The sequence below is a fragment of the Okeania sp. SIO2C2 genome (assembly GCF_010692625.1).
GTDB classification, from domain to species: domain Bacteria; phylum Cyanobacteriota; class Cyanobacteriia; order Cyanobacteriales; family Microcoleaceae; genus Okeania; species Okeania hirsuta.
Genome location: NZ_JAAHGM010000001.1, coordinates 187,080 through 209,913, shown reverse-complemented (window position 1 = coordinate 209,913; position 22,834 = coordinate 187,080). Strand labels below are relative to the sequence as shown.

The window sequence follows — 22,834 nt, the reverse complement described above, 5'->3', positions numbered from 1 at the left end:
CTTTTTCAGCAAACCCTATTTATATATCTACAATTGATTCATGGCTAAAGCTAAAGGAAAAACCTGACCACTACCAGCATTTCGTAACAGTGCTGTAACAACAGTAAAGGTCCATCGTGAGTCTACAACATCATCTACTAAAAACACATTGCCACTAATTCCTTCCCAATTATTAATTTTAAAAGCACCGTCTAAATTATGAGCTTGTTTGTAACTATTACTCATATCTTTTTGTAGAGAAGTCTGACGATTTTTTATAATACATGGAACAAAGGGTAAACCTAGTTTTTCAGCGAGACTTTGAGCAAAGTTAGGAACAAGTTCCGGACGATTTAAAGAGGGAATACAAGTCACCCAAGTGGGGAAAGGTTGAGGTTGCCAACGTTGAATCATATTGTATGTAGCTCCAACTAATCTATCATTAAAATTATTATCTTGATACTTTCCTTTTTTCACAAGTTCGCCCCAACCAGCATCATTCCAAAGAGAGAGCGATCGCCCAATTTCTGCTTTTAAGTCTTGAGAGATATTGCCGTTGAAATTATAAATTGATCAAGCATTTTTCGGCCATTTTTTCCGAGGTTATATAATTTGTTCACTACTTCGCAAAAATTGTACAGCTTCTGTCACAAATTTTGAGGAAACATTCTCTGAAAAAATAGGTTTTCCTAAGCAAATAGCACATTTACCACAAGGATTTGGATTTGGATCGTCTAACTCTTTTCTAAGAAACTGCATTAAGCATTCTTGACTCTTCATATAATCCCGCATTCGAGCTTGTTCTTGATAACGTATTTGAGTCAATTTTTCTATTTTTTCTGTGTCTGATTGATAATTAATTGGAGTAGCATAATACTTTGACCCTATTTTTTTTACTGGGGATGGAGTTTCGATAGATAATAACTTCAAAACTTTATTTATTTGCCCATTAGTAAGATTCAAATATTCCTCTAACATAGGAACAGAAAGACCGTCTTCTGCTTGATTTAGTGCAGCCAAAACTGCTTGATTATCAGCTTCTGGAGGAAAGGCAGTCTGAATAAAATAATCAGTAATTTCTTCATCTTCTTCACCACTTAGAAGAATACCATAGGCATTTTCTACTGCTCTACCTGCACGGCCTACTTGTTGATAATAATGTACCACTGAACCAGGACGTTGATAATGAATTACAAAGCCTAAATCTGGTTTATCAAAACCCATTCCAAGTGCCACAGTTGCCACTAATGCTTTAATTTTATTATTCAATAATTGCTCTTCTAATTCTTCTCGCTCTGCTGTATCTTTCTTACTATGATAAGCTGCTACATTTATTTATTGAGACTTTAACCACTTAGTAACTCTTTCAGCATCTCTAATAGTTAAAGTATAAATAATTCCACTGCCAGGAATATTAGGTAAGTATTCTGCTAACCATGCTAAACGAGAAGGATAACTGGGTAAATAAATATTTTGTAATCTGAGACTATCTCTAGTTAATGAACCTCTAAATATTTCCAGATTTGTACCTAATTGAACAACAATATCATCCACCACTCGGTTATTAGCAGTAGCAGTAGTAGCAAGCACTGGAATATTTTTTGGTAAAGCTTGTAAAATTCTAACAATTCGTCGATAATCAGGACGAAAATCATGCCCCCAACCAGAAATACAGTGAGCTTCATCAACCACAAATAAACCAATATTTTTAGCAATAGGAATTAAGATATTTTCGAGAAAATCTTCATTAGCTAATCTTTCAGGAGAAATCAATAATATATCTACTTTTCCTGACATTAAATCATTCTCTACTTCCGCCCATTCTTTAGAGTTGCTAGAATTAATTGTTTGAGCGCTAATTCCAATTATTTCCGCAGCAGAAATTTGATTTCTCATTAATGCTAAAAGTGGAGAAATTAACAAAGTAATACCCTTACCTTCATCTCGAAGTAAACGAGTAGCCAAAAAATAAACAAAACTTTTCCCCCACCCAGTACGTTGCACAACTAAAAGACGACTTTGATTTTCAGTAATAGCTTTAATCGCTTCCCATTGACCATCTCGAAATTCAGCAGTGGAATTATTCAGTGCTGTTCGTAGTAATGATAGTGCCCTTTGTTGATTCATATCCATTAATTTCTATCTTAATCCCCTGAATTTTTAGCAGATTTACCAAACTATTAAAAACCTTGCTAAAATATTTTCATCTTATTAATATAGCCATATTGTGATTGCAATCTATCCAGGCAGTTTTGACCCTATTACCCTAGGTCACATAGATATTATTGAGCGGGGGTGTAAGCTGTTTGAAAAAGTTATTGTGGCCGTACTGCAAAATCCTAGTAAGACTCCTTTGTTTGCCATTGAGAAACGTTTAAATCAAATTCACTATTCCACACAACACCTATCTAATGTGGAGGTAGCCAGTTTCGATGGTTTAGCGGTAAACTATGCAAAAATACGACAGGCTAAAGTCCTGATTCGAGGTCTACGAGTTCTTTCTGATTTTGAAAAAGAACTTCAAATGGCCCATACAAATAAAACCTTATTATCTGAAATAGAGACAGTTTTTTTGGCCACCTCTAATGAATATAGCTTTTTAAGTAGTAGTGTAGTTAAAGAAATTGCCATTTTTGGTGGATCGGTAGATCACCTCGTTCCTCAGCACATTGCTATTGATATTTATAAATGTTACGACAAAATTCAGCCAATATTAAATCAGCAGTAAGTGGACAAAATATCGAGGCAACTCACCAGTAACTCCCCTGGAACCTATATCCAGCAAGAATTAAATCGGCTGGAGGAAATTATTCTCCATAGTCCTAGAATTTCCTTTGTAGGGTTTGCCCTGGTGGATGAAGAACAACTACTCGATCAGCTAAATATAGTGCATCTGAATTTAGAAGGACACTGGATTGTCTCCCATAAAGATTAAATCCTGATTGAACTAAAAGTAAATGAACAAAATATCGAGAATAAACCTACCATTGCCTCCCTTGGATTCGATATCCAGCAGGAACTAAATCTATTGGAAGAGATTATTCTTGATCGTCCTAGAATTCCCTTTATGGGACGAACTTTAATAAATAAAGAACAGTTGATAATGTTAGGACAAAACTCAGCTAAAGCCAATATTGAACCAGAAGTAAGTGGACAAAATATCGAGGGTGAACCCGCTAGTAGCTCCCCTGGAGTTGATATCCAGCGAGAGCTAAATCGGCTGGAGGAGATTATTCTCGATAGTCCCAGAATTCCTTTTGTAGGCCGTACTCTGATCGATGAAGAACAGTTACTAGATCAGTTAGATATAGTACGTCTGAATTTACCAGTTGCTTTTCAGGAAGCAGAAATGATTGTTCGCCATAAAGATGACATTCTTCAAGAAGCTGAACTTTATGCGGAAGAAATTATTGAAAATGCTGAACAACGAGCTTCCCAAATTTTAAATGAAATGGGTCTTGTGCAGCAGGCTAAGGTAGAGGCAGATCAGCTCAGAAATCAGGTTCAGGTTGATTGTGAAGCGATTCAACAAGCTACTATTGCTGAAATTGAACAAATTCGCTATCAAGCTCAACAAGAGTTGGAGGAAATGAAAGCTAGAGCAATCGCAGAGTGTGATGAAATTCAAAATGGTGCAGATGACTATGCCGATCATGTTCTGGATAGTATTGAACAGCAGTTAACTGATATGCTCAAGGTCATTCGCAATGGTCGTCAACAATTAGAAGGAGAAGGACATGGAAATATACCAAAGCCACTAAATCCTACTAATGATCTATAGGGACAATGAATTAGTCATGGTTTTATCCAAGTGCTTAAATATGTTCTGAATGTGGGCATCAACAGAAAATGCCGTTACATTTGAGAACCCATAGAACCCATTTGACATCTTTTAGTGTCTTGAAGTACATTTGCTACCAAAGCTCGATCCACGAATCATGCTGTACTCCGGCAGCCTAACATGGGTGATTGAAAGGTCAAATTCTTGAATTACCGAAAAATTTGGTCTTAAAGCCTTGCCCTTTTAAGGCCACTTTATCTTATACTGGTAATAACTGGCAAAGGTATTCAACTGCTCTAAAAACCTAGTTACTAATCGTAGCACACGATTCACCTTGAAAACTGCGGTCAAACCCCGCGTCGCCGTTAGGCGCAAGGGAATGCTGACCAACAGAAGATTTATGGGGTTTTGCACAGGAATGTTTGTGCATGGAAAAGCTTTAAGCACCAAGTACAAGAGAACCAAAATTTTTAAGGTTTTAACTGTACCGTAGGGCATAGGTCCACAGGCTCTTGATAGCGTTTGGCCAGCATTCCGATAGGAAAGCTTCTCTGTTTGCGTTTGCGTAGCATCCCGTAGGGAAGCATTCCGTAGGAAAAGAGGCAATAGAGCAAACGCTTGGGGAGAAAACCATCTCTGGCTTAGGTATCGCAAGGTATCTAATTTAACTGGACTCGGTGTTGGTTTAGCCTTGCGGAACGCAAACCAATAATCCTGGTTTCAGGAGAATCTCGGTGTCTTTAGGCTGAAGAGTATGTCAAAAGATGTAAAATCCTCGTCAAAAACTTTGAGAGAAATCTAACTAATGCGACTGCCAAGATTAATCTTTGCTTTATTAGGTTGATGATTTAAGAGCCTTGCAGCCTTTTCTTAGATGTCAAATGGGTTCTATAGCAAGGAACAAGTTGGTGTTTGACTTATGCTGATGATGAACCTAATCAGGGGAAATATTTTTCCCAAAGATGAGCTGTTCCCTGCTATATTCCCTATTCTATATCGGTCTAAATTGGATCTATATGTAATTAAACAGATTTGATATTAAGCAAAAGCAGAATATCCTAAATTTGGAGGAATATCTTGCCAACGTCCTTGACCTACGGCTTGATTTGCTTCCGTAAGACTAATATCACCAGTGTACAAAGCACGACCAACAATTGCACCTTCTACCCCCATGGGTTCTAATGCTAACAGACTTAACAAATCAGTAATTGAACTAATACCGCCAGAAGCGATGGTAGGAATATCGATTGCAGTAGCTAATTCCCTTAAGGACTCTATGTTAGGCCCTTTGAGAGTGCCATCTCGGTGAATATCAGTGTAGACGATCGCTGCAACTTTTAGTTTAGCCATTTGCCGAGCGAGGTCAGTTGCTAATACCTCAGATGTTTCTAACCATCCTTTAGTAGCGACTTTACCATCTCTGGCATCAATACCTACAATAATTTGACCAGGAAATTCTTGACAGAGGTTAGATATTAACTGAGGTCGTTCGACCGCTACAGTACCGACAATAGCTTGTTTTACACCAAGAGCAAGCACACTTGCAACTGCAGAATAGTTACGTAAACCTCCCCCTAATTGTATTGGTACATCTACTGCTTTGATAATCGCTTCTATTGTCTTTTGATTTACGGGTTGACCTACTTTTGCACCGTCTAAATCTACCAAATGTAGCTTTGTTGCTCCTTCATCTACCCACCTTTTTGCTACATAAACTGGGTTATCATTAAAAATTTGCGTTCGCTGATAATCTCCTTGATATAATCGTACACAACGTCCATCTAATATATCGATTGCGGGTATAATATTCATAGACAATATTTTTTGTATTCAAAACTACTATTTTTTCAACAGTTGCACCCACTGTTAATATGATACATAATTGAACTAGACAATCCTGACCATAGAGGAGTTTTGACTCCTGCTAATTTCATACCTTCTGCAGTCCAATCATTACAAGCTCTTAAAATTGAATAACTACCTTTTGCTGCATAAAAACCGCCTCCATAACTACTATCTACGAGCAGGTTGATTTTATTACCTTGGGCATCTAACTTGAAGGAATTATTGATAAATTTTATCAGCCTACGGTAATTAGATTTGGTAATTATAACACACTTAATTTCGTATTGTTGAGGAATATTTCTATATGCTAATACCCTTATAGCAGAGGGTGTTGGTAGGAACATGGCCTTAAAAATTGTTACAATTGGCAATGATGTCCCAGTATAAGTTTCGAGAAAATAAGCTTGATCGCCAAGGCCAAAAGCTAGATAATTTATGGGAATTGATGGATTAGCTATTAATTTTAAGTTGAAATGTTGCTGCAAATTCCAATTTTTAGTTCTGACTGGAACTAGAATATCTGTATGGATACCACTATTATAAATATAGATAGATATGCCTTTGTTTAATAAAGTCATATCGCAAGAATTATCATACCAATTTCTCGGAGTAAAATAACCAATAATTAAGCAAATTTTTATAGATAAAATAGTACTTAATACCAATCTAACAATTCTATTTTTTAACATAAAAACTGGTGATTTATTCATTGAGTATCGTCAATATATATGTCTATATTGACGATATTCTATTCATAATAGATTCCAAATTCTTAAAAATAAATTCTAGACGTAAAAATAAACCAATTAAATTACTATAGAAAAATTTAACTTTTTTTGTATTTTAAACTTTACCAGAGTTTTCTGAATATAAAAGCACGCCACCTAGAACTAAATTGATGGCTTCTTGAGTTTGTTTTTCAATCATTTCCTGACTCAAAAGTTGTCGATCTGGCTTGAGATAACTGAGATTTTCCTGAGCATCAAAATAAAAAACACAAATCCCTAGAATATTAATAGTTGTCAAAAATGGATCGACCTGCCGGAAACTTCCTTCTCCTATTCCCCGCTCCAAAATATCCATTAAAAATACAAAGCTATCTTGCCAACCAGTTAATTTTCCGTATTTACCCTGATTTTGAATTGCTTCATGGAACCACAGTCTCCCTCTATAGGGATGAGATGCTTCGTAGGCGATCGCTGAATGTATTACCATTTTCAAAGCTACTTCTGCTGGCAACTGCTCCAGGTGCGACTGCTGAATCATTTGATTAAGTTCTCTGACCAAGCGTTGAAAAACCTCCTGATACAAAGCATCCTTACTTTTGAAATAATAGTAAATCATGGCTTTTGTTACTCCTGTACGAGCTGCGATCGCATCTATCTTTGCCCCAGCTAAACCATATTTCGCAAATTCCTCCTCTGCTGCATCTAAAATTTCTGCTTTTGTTGCTTCTCGATCGCGCAACCTTTCTTTCTTCTGAGGCGATGGTTTTTTTTTGCCTTGATGGTTCACAACTGTTATAAATAGACTCCCAAAAAATTTACTGCCTTGATATGAAAAGGCCAAGCTTTACACTAATTACTATGGCCATATTTTGGCCTTAATCCTTAGCTAATTAATATTAGCATTTGCTTCGTTAACTCTTGACAAACAACATTTAAAAGCTTTCGTTTTACTAACTAAATATTTAGTTAGTAAAAACAAGAAGAGGAGCGACAGATGGCACATATAGATATACCATCAGGCTTTCCCGGCATTGCGGGTTTAATGAAATATCAACCGGATACAGGTAAACTGTTGTTGGAATTGAGTGAAACCTTGTTGAGAGGAGACTCACCATTTTTTGCTAATGTCCACAGTGACAACATAACAGTATATGATCCTTCCTTTCTTTTGAGTTGTGAGTTCTAAATCATCAAATAACGTACTTGTCCAGATTGATAATATGAGAACAAAAAGTTAGTTTACTAACTGAGTATAGTTAACATTTTTCACATTCTGCTTAATATTAAATTTTCTGTCTAGTCCAGTAAGTTCTAGATAATATTTAACTGTATCGTTCAAATTTATTAGATATAAGTTACAATTATTTTTCTTAGCAATACGATGTAATGTGACCAAAGTCACTAATCCATAATTATTAATGGAATGGATAGTGGCAAGGTCTACTAAACAGCAATGTTCTGGGCTATTAGATAGAATTTGTTTCAACTTCTGTTGTAGCAGAGAACTCTTTTTTTTATTAAAGTCACCTAAAAGACGAATTAAGAGTGCCATGACTTTTCCTACCTTGCTAATTTTAAATACAAGGTAATTATCTAATATTGTGATGTAGGTAGTAAGTGATTCCCATAAGTATAACTTAGTGATAACATGAAGCTTAGTTAGTGATACTTCTGTTGACTAACTAATGATATAGATCACAATTGATATTAAGCCGGAACAAGAAAATTCCAATGGCTAATATAATCACTAAAATAGGTGTTATAGTAAGGAAAAGGCAACAGTGGGAAAAACATTTCTCTGTCTAAGGTTCATGATCGGTCTATATCCTAACTAACTCTTTGGCCTGCTATAGATAGCTCACAAGAGCAAATCAGACAGTGGTTTTAGCATTAACATTTCAGAAAATGGCAAAAAATTAAATTTTTAAGTAAACAAATGAAAATAAATAGGGAACAGTAGGAGAGTTTCGACTTAGTTAACAATTTGCGCAATTTATTGACATAATACGCTAGTTCTCACAGGCAAGTAGTAACGAGGGTGACGCTTTGTATCTTCTGCACTAATCCCTGCTATTCGCATTTCTGGCAGTCTATCTATATAGACGTAGACCTATCCTGAAATCCCGCTCCCTACTAGGAAAGGCGTAGTAAGGGTTTGAGGACTTTTTTAGTTATGTTAATTGACAAAGACTTAAATGTAAGTATAGAGTGTAGAGATGGGGTTGGCTTGACCGTTAATGCCTGTGGATGAGTAACCGCCGACGGCCTCAGTAGAAGCAGGAAGTAAACATCAATTTGTTACGTTATGTGACGCTTTGTATCAGTTTTATGAAGCAGTTTCTGACATGATAAAAATCATCAGACATAACAAAAAGAATGCGATCGCATTCTTTCCCTAATCTCTAGTGCAGGATGGCAGAAATAACTAACCAGTTACAAAATCCTAAAAGCCTTATCAATCAATATTTTTGACTTTTGACTTTTGAATGCATGACTTCCGCGTAGCGGCACTAGCTATTCTATGAAAAAGGTCTAATTAGCAGCTCGAGCTGCTCTCTGCTTTGCTACATCTAGATTATTTTGATACTCGAGAACTTTTGTTTGTGCTGTTTCGTAGTTTGGATTAGACTCTGGCACTTCTTTCATCAGATCGACAGCTTTTTGCCAGTCATTAGCTACTGCATTCCATTCAGATTTTGTTTTAGCAGTCTGAGATTTTTGAGCAGCACTTTGGGCACTTGTGACAGCAAAATACCAAGGGTCTGAAACAGTGGTTCCGGAATCATTTGTTTTTGGAGATGGTGAAGTTTCAGTATCTTCAGAAGATGTTTGTGGTTGAGATGAGTCAGGGTCATTAGTTTCAGTGTTTTCTGATTTTGACTCACTTAGGAAGGGTAAGGGAAATATTCCACCAAAGTGCAATGCAGCAAGAGTAGCTAGTGAGACTAACAAAAATAGTAGCAATATTCTCAGAATGAGAGGAGTTTTCTTTTTTTGAGCTTGAGGTTGCTGTGATATTTCCTCTTGATTTTCTTCATACTCAGTTTCTTCATACTCAGTTTCTTCGTCGTATTCTCCCTCCTGGTAATAATCTTCGTCTGTTTCAGTTTCGTAGTCAGCTTCAACTTCTTTTGGTTCTAAGTGATCTATAGGTTGCTGAATATCTTCTAAGTCCGATCTTTCTTCTTCAAGGTCAGGTAGATCCGATGTTGGTGGGGTACCTAAAATAATTTTATCTTCCCAGACTGGTTGTTGATCGCCAGTCTGAATACCATACACTTTGACTGTGTGGATTGATTCAACTCCCAATTTAACGATTCCAGTTCTAATAAATTCAACAAGAGGAGCTTGTTGATTAGCAACTTGATCGGACTCGAGTGTAACTTCAAGACAATCATTGTCCCTAGTTACTTGGACGTTAATACCTTTTTTTTGTAGTGAGTGGTTAATAATTGAGGAGATAATTTTTGGATCTCCTTGTTTAGCAAGTTCCCGCAGATTATTTGATGCCATAAATAGCGCTCCTTTGGGCTGGAGGGCGAATAGTTGATTTACTTAAAATTATTTAATTATTATAGTGAATTACTAAAACCAAAACTTTTTGGCTCTGAACTTCTTGATTTACCGAAAACCTGGGTATAAAGCCTCCCCCTAAAAGGGGGACTTTGTGCTATGCTTAAGAAAGCGGAAGGTATTCAACCGCTCTAAAAACTTAACTACTAATTGTAGCGCACTAGCACCTTGAAAATTGCTGTCAGACCCCGCGTCGCCCTCAGGTGCAAGGGAATGCTGACCAAGAGAAGAGTTATGGGGTTTTCCATAGGAACGCTTATGCATGGAAAAGCTCTAAGCAACAAGTACAAGAGAGCCAAAGTTTTTTTTGAGGTTTGAACTGTACCGTAGGGCATACGGGAACAGACTCTTGGAATAGAGTAAGCGCTTGGGAAGAGAACCATCTCTGGATTAGATTCCCCAAGGTATTTGATTTAAGTAGACTCGTTGTTGGCGTAGCCTTGCGGAACGCAAACCAAGAATTCTGGTTTCAGGAGAATCTCCGCACCTTTAGAGGTTGTTTGTAAAGAATTATGAAGTGTTTTTACCCCTGGCAAATTGGGTATTTCAGCCTATAAATCTGGGATAAATAACCGAGTTGTTAAAGTTTAAAGGTCAATCATTGTATATTACAAAACTTTACAAACAGTCTCTTAGATCGGAGAGTATATCAAAGAGTACTGCCTCCACTAAGTTAACTTAATTTTGGGTCTGACGTTCTCTCTAAAGATTTATACCTTAGTTTATAAATTCATCGACTTTACTCTATTAACTGCAATCTTATTACCACTAATTTTTAGCTCGTCCAGATTTTCCTCCACAACAAATTAAATTAATTTCTATAGGCTGACCAATCGCCGATGATTTCAGAATCAGAAAACCTACTACTTGGATTGTATATTAGCAGAAATTATCAATTGTTAACAATATCTAATAATTAAAAATTGCTTCTTATCTGTCTATACCTGTAGTTATATTTGTCTAAATCATATTATGATGCTTAATAAAAGCTCTAATTTTTTTACTTAGTGTCAATAAATTAGTAAACTTATGAATAGTTTAGCTGATTATGGGATGCGAATCCTATTAATTTTATAAATTTTTAAGAATAGTGATTTGAGGGGGCATTAAAGATTAAAAATTATGCTAGCGTTAATGGTTAAATATTTTCTAGGTTTTTTCCTGTTGGTAATTTAATAGCTTTAATATGTCCTGAATAAATATCTCCAACAATGATGATGGCGAGGGAAAACCTGAAAATAAACTATATGAATTTACTCAGACCAATGGGGGTGTTTGAATTATCTTTTTCTTTTGGGTTTAATACCCCGCACCTCATGAGCGGTGTTTACAATTGGTTGGGATTTGAGTCCCCATCCACCTCTTCCTTCTTCAAGGCCATAATAATTCCGATGTCCTAAATTTTGACTCCCAGCCGATAATAGTTCTACGATTTTTTACTGAAGATATTTTTCTGAGAAAGCAACTGACAAAGTTCTATTACTTTAGTTTGTAGTGTAGATATTTGCTCTTTTCCTTGCTTGAGACTTACTTCTAACTCTAGTAATAAAGGTAAGGTTTTCTGTAATTGATTTAAGGACAAAGAATTAACCTCTTGTCGTAAAAAATATATCCTTTTAGGGTTGCCTATTTCCGCAGCTTGAGCGATCGCTTTTTCATCTCGCTCCCCTGTCTCTATCATTAATTTTACCCAAAACCATATTCTAAATTGGCCTACCAGAGTAGCCACTATTCGTAATGGATGTTCATTGTGGGCAATTAAATCTGCCACTAACTCCAAAGCTTTAACCGTATCACCTAAACGAATTGCTGTAGCTAACTTTAAACTACTTTGAGTCTGAGAACCGACTAGAGTAGTAATTACTTCTAAGTCCACTACAGAATCTCCAGATACATATAACTGTAATTTAGTCAACTCACTATGAAGTTGTCGGCGATCGTTACCTAAAGCTTCTGCTAAAAAAGTAACCCCACTAGAATTAAGTTTGACTCCTACCTCCTGAGCCATTTCTTTGACTTGCTGCTCCAATAACTCTGTTTTCCAAGGAGGAATAGGAGAGAAATCTCTAACCTCAGCCCATTTTTGGATCAATTTTGTGGACTTAAGTCTTTTATCAGGTTTATTGGGCGTAGTCAACAATAGCACAGTAGTTTCAGGAATCTGAGGTAGAGTACTTTCCAAATTTTCCAATAGATTTTGTGAACAATGCTGAGTTATATTAGTATCGACTAGCCAGATAAAACGACTACCAGAACCAAAAGGAGGAGTCATGGCCTGATTCAATCCAGTTTGAACAGCATCTATTGCTGGTAAAATTTTGTCATAGTTAAAGCTAGCCCAGTTAGGATCGAGGACAGATTCACGCAAAGCATTAGCTGCTAGCATCATTGAATATTCATCCTCGCCAAAGTATAGGTAAATTGGCATAAGAAGCTATTTTTTGATAAGGGGCGATTAAGATTGGACGATACATATCAGAACTACATTAACCGAGTAGCACAGACAACCTTGCTATCAAGTTACAAATCTCAGTTGGAATATATCCAACAGTCTCCGAAATTCACTAAACTGGATGGCCAAATTGAGGCGAAAAATTTTCCTGGCTATTCGGTGATTACTCCACCGGGGGAAGAAGACTCGCAAAACGGCAACTTTTATCAGTATTTGCAACAATCTCAACAACTATTAGTAGAACTATTGGGAACTAATTTAATGATTCCCGTGCCTGGCAATAGTTTTCATTTAACCTTAGCTGATTTAATTTGGGAAAGTGCCTTTCTAGATGCTAGTCAAAGTAATCCTCAATTTGAAGAAAAACTACGCTCTTGTATTGCTGAAAGTTTTCAAGAGTTATCTATTGCCAAAAGTGGCCATCAAGTCCGCTGGCAAGTTTTAGGAATTGTAGTAATGACTAGAGCTATTGGTGTTTGTCTAGTCCCAAAAGATGAAAGTTCTTATGATCGGATTCTACAACTACGTCGGTCAATTTATCAAAATCCTAATTTCATTGCTTTAGGTATTGAACAGCAATATCACTTTACTGCTCATATTACCTTGGGATATTTTGGGGAAATTCCATCAGATTTAGATACTGCTGCTGTGGGAGATGGGATTTTAGAATTAAATAATCAATGGTTGGAAAGCAATTCAGAAATGTTATTGCATCGGGGAGAACTCCGAAAGTTTGATAATATGGTACGGTATTATCGACAATCAGATTGGCCTGTTGTAGATTTGTAATTAGGGTTTGCTGAAAAAGTATTTTAGTAGGGGTAGGAGACAGGAGACAGGAGACAGGAGACAGGAGACAAGCCACCCCTAACCCCTCCGGTGGAGGGGAAGATAGGAGAAATGGCTTGGGAGCGAGGAGGTAGGAGCTAAGTTTTGTCCCTTAATTTTTCTGCCCAAATCTTGACCAAAATCCGCTCCTAAATTGAACTATTACCACTTAAAATCTCGCACTTTTTGATACTTAACAAGGCTAAAACCTTTATCTATAAAGACTTTTAGATTTAATCAGCAAGCCCTAATTAAATTAGGCCAGAAATAATATAGGGAATAGGGAATAGGTAGGGACTTTGTATTCAAAGTCCCTACAGATTATTTCGTTTATGAGTTATTCGGGAGCAAGTAATGAAAGGGGTATTCATAATTCTGATGTTGATTACGGTTAGTCCAAATATCTTAATTCTGATGTTGATTCACCAACGCCATTTTTTGACTTGATAAGTTAGAATTTTGATCGTAACTTGTCCTTAAGGGCAGAGTTTAAAAATTGTATTTGGAGTATTTTATATGGCGTTGCATATTTGCGGGATGAATTAGTGTGGGGAGTGTGGAGGGCGTTACATATTTGCGCATTGGAATTATAGTTTTAGAAAAAGAAGGAAGTATATAAAGATGTGTTACCTTTTTTGCAAAGATTCACCCCTTAGTTCAGCAGCACCTTTTATATAATTCCCACGGACTATTGACTACTGATTTAGCTGTAAATTATCGTGAGTATAAATGTTATTGGCATAGGTTTAGATGGAGTTGTTGGACTAAATGAGTCAGTGCGGAAAATTGTTGAAAGGGCGACTGTGTTAGTAGGAAGCGATCGCCATCTCCGTTATTTCCCTAATCATTCTGCCGAAATTATTGTACTGGAAGATATACTTGAGACAATTGTAGAAATACGACAGCATTTAGATATCCCCAACAGTTGTATCGTAGTTTTAACTTCAGGAGACCCTTTATTTTTTGGCTTAGGGCGACTATTAGTAACTCATTTTCCGCCAGAAAAATTAAGGTTTTATCCGCATCTGAGTTCGGTACAATTAGCTTTTAGTCGCCTTAAAATTCCTTGGCAAGATGCTAAAATAATTAGCGTTCATGGTCGCTCAATGGATGAGTTGATTCAAGCACTGCAGCAGGGAATTGAGAAAATAGCAGTGTTAACAGACCATACTCATACACCAAAGGCGATCGCTAGTTTGTTATTAAGTTTAGATTTACCAATTGACTATCATTTTTGGGTCTGTGAAAATATAGGTAGTGAGGATGAACGAGTTCAACAATGGTCTATAGATGAAGCAAAACAAGAAATATTTGCTCCTTTAAATGTAGTAGTATTATTACGTCAAGGTAAATTAGCTAATCAATCTGTGGATTTAACTAATTTGCCTTGGTTGGGGATACCAGATAATTATTTTTTTACTTACGACGATCGCCCGGGGTTAATGACTAAACGGGAAGTACGAGTGTTAATTTTGGCCGAGTTGGGTTTGCAACCAGGACAAATTATTTGGGATATTGGTGCTGGTAGTGGCTCTGTTTCAGTTGAAATTGCCCGCCTTTTTAGTGATTCTACAGTATATGCAATTGAAAAAACTGCTGCTGGAACAAGTTTAATTGAAGAAAACTGCCATCGCTTTCAGGTTAACAATGTAGTTTCTATTCATGGTAATGCTCCAGATATTTTGCATCACCTGCGTCCTCCCCATAGAATTTTTATTGGGGGCAGTAGTGGTAAACTTAGGAATATTCTGGGAGTTTGTGGGATGAGGATGGTACCTGGAGGAATGATAGTATTAGCATTTACCAGTTTGGAAAATTTGCATACTGCTTTAAGTTGGGTAGAGGAAAGAAAAAAGAGCGATCGGAGTTGGAATTATCGTCTTTTGCAAGTACAGTTATCTCGATCTATACCTATAGCTAATTTAACTCGCTTTACTCCACTCAATCCAGTGAATATTATGATTATTAGTAGTTAGCACAGGGTAATGTATTTGCGACAAATGAAGGCAATCGCGGTCCTCATGGCGATATGTGGATATCCTTGAAACCCTGATCAAACAATAGTTTTGAAGTGCTTGTCACCCTCAGAGGGGACTTACACAATTTTTAGAGCTTTAATATAGCCTAAACTCTCTTTATGACTGGCAAATACGTCCCTGTTTTCAGTTAACCAATCAAAAAAACGGATTGATACCAAATCCAGTTTACCTAGACCACAAATAAGTAAGCTAAAATTCATATATATTAAGGTTTTCTCAATAAAATATTGTAGTCTATAGTAATTGGATTTGGTATAAATTTCGATCAGATAGTGATTTATGAAGATTTAGCGGAGCAGTTTTTAGCATAGTCATCCCTGAGTTCTGGAGATTGCTTTCCTGACGGAATGCTCTGCAAATGCTGTCGCTGGCAATAACAATTGTTTTGCTGGACAAAATATTACATGAAAAAGTTGAGAGACACACCCTAAATATTTTTCGGGTGCATCTCCTCAGAATCGAATATTTGGAGATATACTTAAGTTAGGTTTTACAGCGCTTTTCAGATTGATCGACCATATCGTCACAACCAAAACCTTGTAGGGACGTTCCATGGAACGTCCCTACTGTGGTCTACTGAAATGAAAACCACTGTAAATTTGACGTAGGTTTGCCAGAAATTAGATCTGTGAACCTACTTTTCTTCTTTTTGTTTGCGTTTCAGGGAAGTAGCGCCGATAGTACCTATAGCTAGTAGACCTAAGATGGAAGCAGGTTCAGGTGCTGCTTTAAGTTCAGGAGGATCGACAAACTCATGAGCCACATCACCAATAAGACTTGTACTTGCGGCTGTAGGCGAACTAAAAATACCTACATTCCATTGTGTCGCATTAGATAGAATATTATTATTGTCTAGAAATACAGCATCAACTCCAAGAAGTTTGACAGGATTGTTAATTTCAAAGTCATCTACGATCGCTCCATCGGATGAGTCAAAGACAGGCTCAAAATCCTGATTAACAAAGCTTCCTCCATTATCAGTGGGTGTACCATTTCCAATTTGATCGAAGATTATGGGTACTCCCTCAAGACGGTAAGCAACATTACATGGAGATGGAGAAAGAAAGAAATCATCACAATCAGCTAAAGTACCTGACCCAAATCCATTTCCTGGATTAGCAAAAACTGCATTGTCAGAGGTATCATTTGCTAAAGAACTCAAAGAAACAAATACCTGACCAAAAGGATCGAAATCAAGGGTGGGATATATCCCAAGCCAATAAGTATCTGCATCTGCTAAAGATAAACTGATGGGAATTTCAACAAGCACTTCTCCACTATTATTAAATCCTGTAGAAATACTAACATCATTAGGATCGACAAACTCATGAGCCACATCACCAATAAGACTTGTACTTGCGGCTGTAGGCGAACTAAAAATACCTACATTCCATTGTGTCGCATTAGATAGAATATTATTATTGTCTAGAAATACAGCATCAACTCCAAGAAGTTTGACAGGATTGTTAATTTCAAAGTCATCTACGATCGCTCCATCGGATGAGTCAAAGACAGGCTCAAAATCCTGATTAACAAAGCTTCCTCCATTATCAGTGGGTGTACCATTTCCAATTTGATCGAATATTATAGTTGTAGCATGACCTGGATGAGATACCATTAATGCTAGAGCTGATGCTAATCCTGCGGTAGTTAATCCAGAAGCGATTGAAAGCTTTTTCAACATAGTTAAATTTCCTGAGTTAAGATTAAAATTTAGCCTACCCCCCCCAAAAAAATTTTCGCAACCCCTTCTTGCCTAACTTTACAGAATCTTTAATTTTGTCTACGGTGTTTCTAGTAGTTAAAATTCAGTCGAATTAGTTACTAGATAAAGCCTTGATTTGTATAACTGCACCTAGAGGGATTATGAAGTTTTGATGAAGTTAGATTGGTTAGTATATTTAGGAAGTATCGGAGTGATATAATAAAACTTTGTATAAAAAATATTCTCAAGATAATGGAATTTTATTTGGTGTTGTAGATTAACAGAGCGATCGCTAGGTGCGTTACTACAGAAGTTTTCAATTTATAGCAACTTTGTGGCATGAAAGTAGCGATCGCAAAGGGAAGTAAAAAATTGAGGGGGTGATAAATTAAACTTTGCTCCCTCTTTATTAGTTAACTGTTAGCTAAAGTCAATGAAATAGGTAGGCACAAATAATTAGTGAGACTTACACAAAACAGAAGTAGAAAATAGGCTCAAAATTCCCTGATCTAGACTGACTATAAGCCATTTTTAGACCATAAAATGTCTAAGTACCACTACTTTTTTATAAGAATCTTTTTGAAAAATGTAGGGACGTTTCATGAAACATCCCTACGGGTTTGGGGGGTTAGGTTCTACTAAAACGGTGCGTTACGACGGATTGCTAAATACCTCTTATAGTCTGAATTTAAGCCGTCTAACGCACCCTAAAACTTCTGATTGAGAAAATCCGTTTATCCGTGCCATAATCTGTGTCTAGCTCTTCTTCCAACCTAATAATAATCCTGCATCGCCTTCACTTCCAACACTTCAGACTTCAACGCTCGAATCGCCGCCGCCGTTGCTTTCGCCCCCGCAATAGTCGTAATTAATGGCACTTTATAATCTAACGAACTCCGCCGAATTTTAATCCCATCAGCACGCGCTTCCTCCCCAGAAGGAGTCGTGATAATCAACTGAATTTCTCCATTTTTAATCCCATCCAAAACATTAGGTCGTCCTTCATGCAACTTCAACATCAACCCCACATCCAAACCATGCAAACACAATACCTTCCGAGTTCCCTCAGTAGCTATCACTTTCAAACCCAACTCAATCAAGTCCTTAACCACTGGCACAACTGCTTCTTTATGCCGATCGCTCATCGACACAAATACTGTTCCCTCCAAAGGCAATTTTTGCCCTGCGGATAACTGTGCTTTAGCAAACGCTTTACCAAAGTCAATATCAATACCCATCGCTTCTCCAGTGGAACGCATTTCCGGTCCTAATATTGTGTCTGTACCGGGGAATTTCGCAAATGGTAAAACTGCCTCTTTCACAGAAACGTGTTCGGGTATCTGTTCCTCCACAAAACCCAACTCTGGCAACGTCTTGCCAGACATGACTCGCGATGCCATTTTTGCCAAGGGTGTTCCTATTGCCTTAGACACAAAAGGTACTGTTCGCGACGCACGGGGGTTTGCCTCCAAAATATATACTGTTTCCCCTTGCACCGCAAACTGAATATTCATTAACCCGATAACATTCAACGCTTTTGCCAGAGCAACAGTCCATTGGCGAATTGTTTCCACAGCAGCAGGAGCTAAAGTTTGATAAGGAATGGAACAAGCAGAGTCTCCAGAGTGAATACCTGCCTCCTCAATATGTTCCATTATCCCACCGATAACTACCTGACCAGTACTATCTGCAATGGCATCCACATCCACTTCAATCGCATTTTCTAGGAACTTGTCAATTAAAATTGGATGTTCCGGTTCCACCTGTACCGCAAACTTCATATAACGCTCTAACTCTTGGTCAGAATAAACAATTTCCATTGCCCTGCCTCCCAAAACATAGGATGGTCGTACCACCACTGGATAACCTATTTTCTTTGCCACCTCCAGCGCATCCTCAAAACTGCGGGCGAGACCATTAGCAGCTTGACGAATATCTAAATCTCGCAAAATATGCTCAAACCTTTCTCGGTCTTCTGCGGTATCGATAGAGTCTGGGGAAGTGCCCCAAATTTTTGTTTTAGTTTCTGTTTGCTCTAAATATTTTTGCAGGGGAACCGCTAATTTCAGAGGTGTTTGTCCGCCAAACTGAACGATAATTCCTTCCGGGTTTTCCGCCTCAATAATATTTAGTACGTCTTCTTTAGTTAAAGGTTCAAAATAAAGACGATCGCTCGTATCATAGTCAGTCGAAACAGTTTCGGGATTAGAGTTAACCATAATTGTTTCAAACCCATCTTCTCCCAGAGCATAACTAGCATGACAACAACAATAATCAAATTCTATTCCCTGACCAATGCGGTTAGGTCCCCCTCCCAGAATCATTACTTTCCGTTTTTCAGAAGGCAAAACTTCTGACTCTTCTTCATAAGTAGAATAATAGTAAGGTGTCAGCGCCTCAAATTCTGCTGCACAAGTATCCACCGTTTTATAAGCAGGTTTAACTCCCAAACTCAACCGATGACTTCTGACTTCATCCTCAGTAGTCTTACTACAATATGCAATTTGGCGATCGCTAAAACCTTGCCGTTTAATATCCCACATCTGCTCTTTTGTTAATTCGTTGAGGGAAGTTCGCTTAATCAATTTTTCTGTATCGGTCAACTCCCGCATCTTATCCAGAAACCAAATATCAATTCCGGTCAGTTCATAGACTTCCTCTACTGTCATGCCTAACAACAAAGCATGACGTACTGTAAATACTCTCTCTGGGTTAGGTGTGCGTAACCCTGCTCGTACTTGTTCTAAACTGGGCAACTTTTCCCAGCGATCACCACCAAAACCAGCTCTACCTGTTTCTAAAGACCGCAATGCTTTCTGAAACGACTCCTGGAATGTCCTACCTATTGCCATTGCTTCTCCCACCGACTTCATTTGAGTAGTCAGCACTGCTTGGGAACCGGGAAATTTCTCAAAAGCAAATCTAGGAATTTTCGTAACAACATAATCAATAGTAGGTTCAAAACTAGCTGGTGTCTTTTTAGTAATATCATTAGGAATTTCATCTAAGGTGTAACCAACTGCTAACTTTGCTGCCATTTTAGCGATAGGAAAACCAGTAGCTTTTGATGCCAAAGCTGAAGAGCGACTCACCCGTGGGTTCATTTCAATCACAATCACATCTCCATTCACCGGGTTGACAGCAAACTGAATATTAGAACCCCCAGTTTCTACCCCTATTTCCCGGATAATTTTAATCGAAGCATCTCGCAGTCGTTGATATTCTTTATCCGTTAATGTTTGAGCTGGAGCAACAGTGATTGAGTCTCCAGTATGTACACCCATCGGGTCAATATTTTCGATCGAACAGATAATTACTACATTATCTGCTAAGTCTCGCATTACCTCCAATTCATATTCTTTCCAACCAATCAACGATTTTTCCACTAGGATTTGAGATACTGGACTAGCATCTATCCCTGCTTGTGCCATTACTTCGTATTCTTCCTGATTGTAAGCAATACCTCCTCCTGTTCCCCCTAATGTGAAAGCAGGGCGAATAATTAAGGGATAAGTGCCGATTTCATTAGCGATCGCTTTTGCCTCTTCCCAGTTGCTAGCAATACCCGATGGACAAACCGGAATACCAATTCGAGCCATTGCTTCCTTGAATAGCAGTCGGTCTTCGGCCATTTCAATTGCTGGTAGTTTAGCTCCGATTAACTCAACACCATACTTAGCTAAAGTACCATTTTTGGCCAAGGATACTGATATATTTAAAGCTGTCTGACCGCCCATTGTGGGTAGGAGAGCATCTGGTCGTTCTTTGACAATGACTTTTTCTACAAGTTCAGGAGTCAGGGGTTCGATGTAAGTACATTCGGCAATTTCTGGGTCTGTCATAATTGTAGCTGGATTGGAGTTGACCAGCACAACCTCAAATCCTTCTTCTCTAAGAGCTTTACAAGCTTGTGTACCACTATAATCAAATTCACAAGCTTGGCCAATTACAATCGGACCAGAACCAACAAGTAGAATTTTGCGTATATCTTGGCGACGCGGCATAGATTTATATTTATTTGTTTGACAATTAAGGGTTAATTCACAGTATTTTAAGGGTTAGTATAGTTGTAGTGTTATGATATACAGACCAATTTTATATTTGGGCATTTAAAGCAATTAGCCCTGAGTCGTCAGCAAAAATACTATACTGAAAACTAAGAGGTAAAAAACTATCAGCCTTTAGCTTAAGTTAATACTTTGGAAATTTGATCTTGTAATGGTTGATTATTTAGCGAAACTAGCCATTGACAAAATACTCAAAGTTTTATTAATTAGTACTTTTGAATTTTAAATTTTGACTGAAACTTTTTAGATATGCCTAGAAACCCTGATGAATTTGCCATACACCTGATTTTACAAGGTGGCGCTCGCGAAGAAGTACGTTTTCTGACTCTTAAAGAATTTCAAACTTGGTACAGTGGCGTTATAGTTCCAAAGCATGATTCTCCAGAGTTTGTAAATGTGCCAATTAAGACTATTCAAGGAGAATATATGGTTGTTCGTCCCTCTGCTATAATTGCTATCCGGGTTGAACCTATATTTAATTCTAGTGTTGAAAGATTTTAAGTGAAGTTCTCTGCCGTTGAATCTGATATCATGTCCGCTTAATTAGCAATAATAAAGTTTTTGTTTGTAGTTTTGCTCTAGCCCTTGCAATACTTAATATTATTGCTAAAGTAAAACTACGCAGCTCTATTATAACTGTTCTACCGTAAGGGTAGCTCCCCCGAAGGGGATACATTATATGGGATGATAACAGGAACTTTAAAACAAGGATAACTGTACCCAATTTCCTGATGAAGTTTCTTGTTTTGTTGAGGCAATGCTACGCTTTACATATCCCGTTTGCGCCCTTCATAACCTAGGAAAGCGTTAACGTGCGTTGTGTGACAGCTAAACACAGACTAACTAACATGAATATTCAGGTAATAGGTATTGATATAGGGGGGACGGCAATTAAACTGGGGCGTTTTGACAAAGATGGAGTTTGTCATCAATTTTTGAATGTGCCAACTCCTCAACCTGCAACCCCAAAAGCAGTAGTTGATGTGATGGTAGAAGCAATTTTGTTATTGCAACGCTCTGCGAACTCTGGTTTAAGATCTAATTCTTCACTCAACAATTATAGTGTTAATCCACTTGATTTATCTGTAGCTAAATCTCAACCAGATAACTCAGTAGTTATTCAAGCAATAGGTATTGGAGTACCTGGCCCTACTGATGCTCAAGGTAGAATATCCAAAGTAGCAATTAATTTGACAGATTGGCAAAATGTCCCCTTGGCTGAGTGTTTGGAGGAAAAGACAGGTTTAGCAGTAGTTTTGGCTAATGATGCTAATTGTGCTGGTTTAGGAGAATCTTGGCTAGGGGCAGGTCGTTCGTTTAAAAATATGATTATGCTTACTCTGGGTACTGGTGTTGGGGGAGCAATTATTTTAGATGGTCAATTGTTTGTAGGTCATTTAGGTGCTGCGGGAGAGTTAGGGTTAATTACTTTGAACCCGGACGGGCCAGAGTGTAACAGTGGTAATAGTGGGTCTCTAGAACAATATGTTTCTGTTCAGGCAATTCGTCGCACTACTGGTAAAGAACCCTTGGAATTAGCAAATTTGGCTCAAGCTGGAGACCAATTTGCCCTAGAATTCTGGGAATATTATGGCAGACTTTTGGGTGCAGGTTTGGCAAGTTTGATTTATATCTTGACACCAGAAGCTGTAATTATTGGAGGGGGAGTGAGTGCTGGTGCAGAACTTTTTTTGCCTGTAGCTAAAGCAGAAATTGAGAGACGAGTTTTGTTGAGTTCTCGTTTGGGCTTAAAATTATTAACGGCTAAATTAGGTAATCATGCTGGTATTGTAGGAGCTGCTAAATTAGCTTGGGCAAGTTTGCATAATAATTAGAC

Annotated in this window: 19 protein-coding genes; 8 read left to right on the top strand and 11 right to left on the bottom strand. The window is 37.7% G+C overall.

Annotated features, from left to right (window positions below; genetic code table 11):
- Positions 1 to 27 precede the first annotated feature (27 nt).
- The 3 genes from F6K18_RS00890 to F6K18_RS00880 all read right to left on the bottom strand — a co-directional run bounded on the left by F6K18_RS00890 (position 28) and on the right by F6K18_RS00880 (position 2,106).
- Positions 28 to 456 carry a hypothetical protein gene (locus F6K18_RS00890; RefSeq protein WP_287517758.1) on the bottom strand — a complete coding sequence of 143 codons (429 nt, stop codon included), beginning with the start codon at positions 454 to 456 and terminating at the stop codon, positions 28 to 30.
- 126 nt (positions 457 to 582) lie between these two features.
- Positions 583 to 1,314, bottom strand: coding sequence for a helicase-related protein (locus F6K18_RS00885; protein ID WP_287517788.1), 732 nt, complete (start codon positions 1,312 to 1,314; stop codon positions 583 to 585).
- Positions 1,315 to 2,106, bottom strand: a complete 792-nt coding sequence (locus F6K18_RS00880) for a DEAD/DEAH box helicase (protein ID WP_287517757.1) — start codon at positions 2,104 to 2,106, stop codon at positions 1,315 to 1,317. It abuts the gene before it with no gap.
- Positions 2,107 to 2,206: 100 nt separating this feature from the next.
- On the opposite strand from F6K18_RS00880, the gene coaD reads away from it, so the two are divergent.
- The 3 genes from coaD to F6K18_RS00865 all read left to right on the top strand — a co-directional run bounded on the left by coaD (position 2,207) and on the right by F6K18_RS00865 (position 3,760).
- The gene (gene coaD / locus F6K18_RS00875) at positions 2,207 to 2,707 is read left to right on the top strand and encodes a pantetheine-phosphate adenylyltransferase (RefSeq protein WP_287517756.1); all 501 of its coding nucleotides are present in this window, start codon (positions 2,207 to 2,209) and stop codon (positions 2,705 to 2,707) included.
- A complete protein-coding gene (locus tag F6K18_RS00870; protein WP_287517754.1) occupies positions 2,708 to 2,914 on the top strand; it encodes a hypothetical protein in 207 nt (68 codons plus the stop codon).
- Between the two features lie 168 nt (positions 2,915 to 3,082).
- Entirely contained in the window at positions 3,083 to 3,760 is a 678-nt protein-coding gene (locus F6K18_RS00865) for a DivIVA domain-containing protein (RefSeq protein ID WP_287517786.1), read from the top strand.
- Between the two features lie 1,038 nt (positions 3,761 to 4,798).
- On the opposite strand, the gene hisA is transcribed toward F6K18_RS00865, so the two are convergent.
- The 3 genes from hisA to F6K18_RS00850 all read right to left on the bottom strand — a co-directional run bounded on the left by hisA (position 4,799) and on the right by F6K18_RS00850 (position 7,120).
- A complete protein-coding gene (gene hisA, locus F6K18_RS00860) occupies positions 4,799 to 5,572 on the bottom strand; it encodes a 1-(5-phosphoribosyl)-5-[(5-phosphoribosylamino)methylideneamino]imidazole-4-carboxamide isomerase (RefSeq protein ID WP_287517751.1) in 774 nt (257 codons plus the stop codon).
- Positions 5,573 to 5,607: 35 nt separating this feature from the next.
- A complete protein-coding gene (locus F6K18_RS00855; RefSeq protein WP_287517748.1) occupies positions 5,608 to 6,294 on the bottom strand; it encodes a DUF2459 domain-containing protein in 687 nt (228 codons plus the stop codon).
- 154 nt (positions 6,295 to 6,448) lie between these two features.
- Positions 6,449 to 7,120, bottom strand: a complete 672-nt coding sequence (locus F6K18_RS00850; RefSeq protein WP_287517746.1) for a TetR/AcrR family transcriptional regulator — start codon at positions 7,118 to 7,120, stop codon at positions 6,449 to 6,451.
- A 207-nt stretch (positions 7,121 to 7,327) separates the two neighbouring features.
- Here F6K18_RS00850 and F6K18_RS00845 point away from each other — a divergent pair, with 207 nt between their 5' ends.
- Positions 7,328 to 7,519, top strand: coding sequence for a hypothetical protein (locus tag F6K18_RS00845; protein ID WP_287517743.1), 192 nt, complete (start codon positions 7,328 to 7,330; stop codon positions 7,517 to 7,519).
- Between the two features lie 48 nt (positions 7,520 to 7,567).
- On the opposite strand, the gene F6K18_RS00840 is transcribed toward F6K18_RS00845, so the two are convergent.
- The 3 genes from F6K18_RS00840 to holA all read right to left on the bottom strand — a co-directional run bounded on the left by F6K18_RS00840 (position 7,568) and on the right by holA (position 12,334).
- Positions 7,568 to 7,885, bottom strand: a complete 318-nt coding sequence (locus tag F6K18_RS00840; protein WP_287517741.1) for an STAS domain-containing protein — start codon at positions 7,883 to 7,885, stop codon at positions 7,568 to 7,570.
- A gap of 980 nt (positions 7,886 to 8,865) precedes the next feature.
- Positions 8,866 to 9,846, bottom strand: a complete 981-nt coding sequence (locus tag F6K18_RS00835) for a hypothetical protein (RefSeq protein WP_287517739.1) — start codon at positions 9,844 to 9,846, stop codon at positions 8,866 to 8,868.
- A gap of 1,486 nt (positions 9,847 to 11,332) precedes the next feature.
- Positions 11,333 to 12,334, bottom strand: a complete 1,002-nt coding sequence (gene holA / locus F6K18_RS00830; protein ID WP_287517737.1) for a DNA polymerase III subunit delta — start codon at positions 12,332 to 12,334, stop codon at positions 11,333 to 11,335.
- A gap of 33 nt (positions 12,335 to 12,367) precedes the next feature.
- Here holA and F6K18_RS00825 point away from each other — a divergent pair, with 33 nt between their 5' ends.
- On the top strand, positions 12,368 to 13,147 hold the full coding sequence (locus F6K18_RS00825) for a DUF1868 domain-containing protein (RefSeq protein WP_287517736.1): 780 nt from the start codon (positions 12,368 to 12,370) through the stop codon (positions 13,145 to 13,147).
- 758 nt (positions 13,148 to 13,905) lie between these two features.
- Positions 13,906 to 15,162, top strand: a complete 1,257-nt coding sequence (gene cbiE, locus F6K18_RS00820; RefSeq protein WP_287517735.1) for a precorrin-6y C5,15-methyltransferase (decarboxylating) subunit CbiE — start codon at positions 13,906 to 13,908, stop codon at positions 15,160 to 15,162.
- Positions 15,163 to 15,859: 697 nt separating this feature from the next.
- Here cbiE and F6K18_RS00815 read toward each other — a convergent pair.
- Both F6K18_RS00815 and carB read right to left on the bottom strand, forming a co-directional pair.
- On the bottom strand, positions 15,860 to 16,909 hold the full coding sequence (locus F6K18_RS00815) for a PEP-CTERM sorting domain-containing protein (RefSeq protein ID WP_287517733.1): 1,050 nt from the start codon (positions 16,907 to 16,909) through the stop codon (positions 15,860 to 15,862).
- 794 nt (positions 16,910 to 17,703) lie between these two features.
- On the bottom strand, positions 17,704 to 20,934 hold the full coding sequence (carB, locus tag F6K18_RS00810) for a carbamoyl-phosphate synthase large subunit (RefSeq protein ID WP_287517732.1): 3,231 nt from the start codon (positions 20,932 to 20,934) through the stop codon (positions 17,704 to 17,706).
- A gap of 312 nt (positions 20,935 to 21,246) precedes the next feature.
- Here carB and F6K18_RS00805 point away from each other — a divergent pair, with 312 nt between their 5' ends.
- Together F6K18_RS00805 and F6K18_RS00800 are read left to right on the top strand one after the other, a co-directional pair.
- A complete protein-coding gene (locus F6K18_RS00805; RefSeq protein ID WP_124146291.1) occupies positions 21,247 to 21,498 on the top strand; it encodes a hypothetical protein in 252 nt (83 codons plus the stop codon).
- A 347-nt stretch (positions 21,499 to 21,845) separates the two neighbouring features.
- Positions 21,846 to 22,832 carry an ROK family protein gene (locus F6K18_RS00800; protein WP_287517784.1) on the top strand — a complete coding sequence of 329 codons (987 nt, stop codon included), beginning with the start codon at positions 21,846 to 21,848 and terminating at the stop codon, positions 22,830 to 22,832.
- The last annotated feature ends 2 nt before the right edge of the window (positions 22,833 to 22,834 follow it).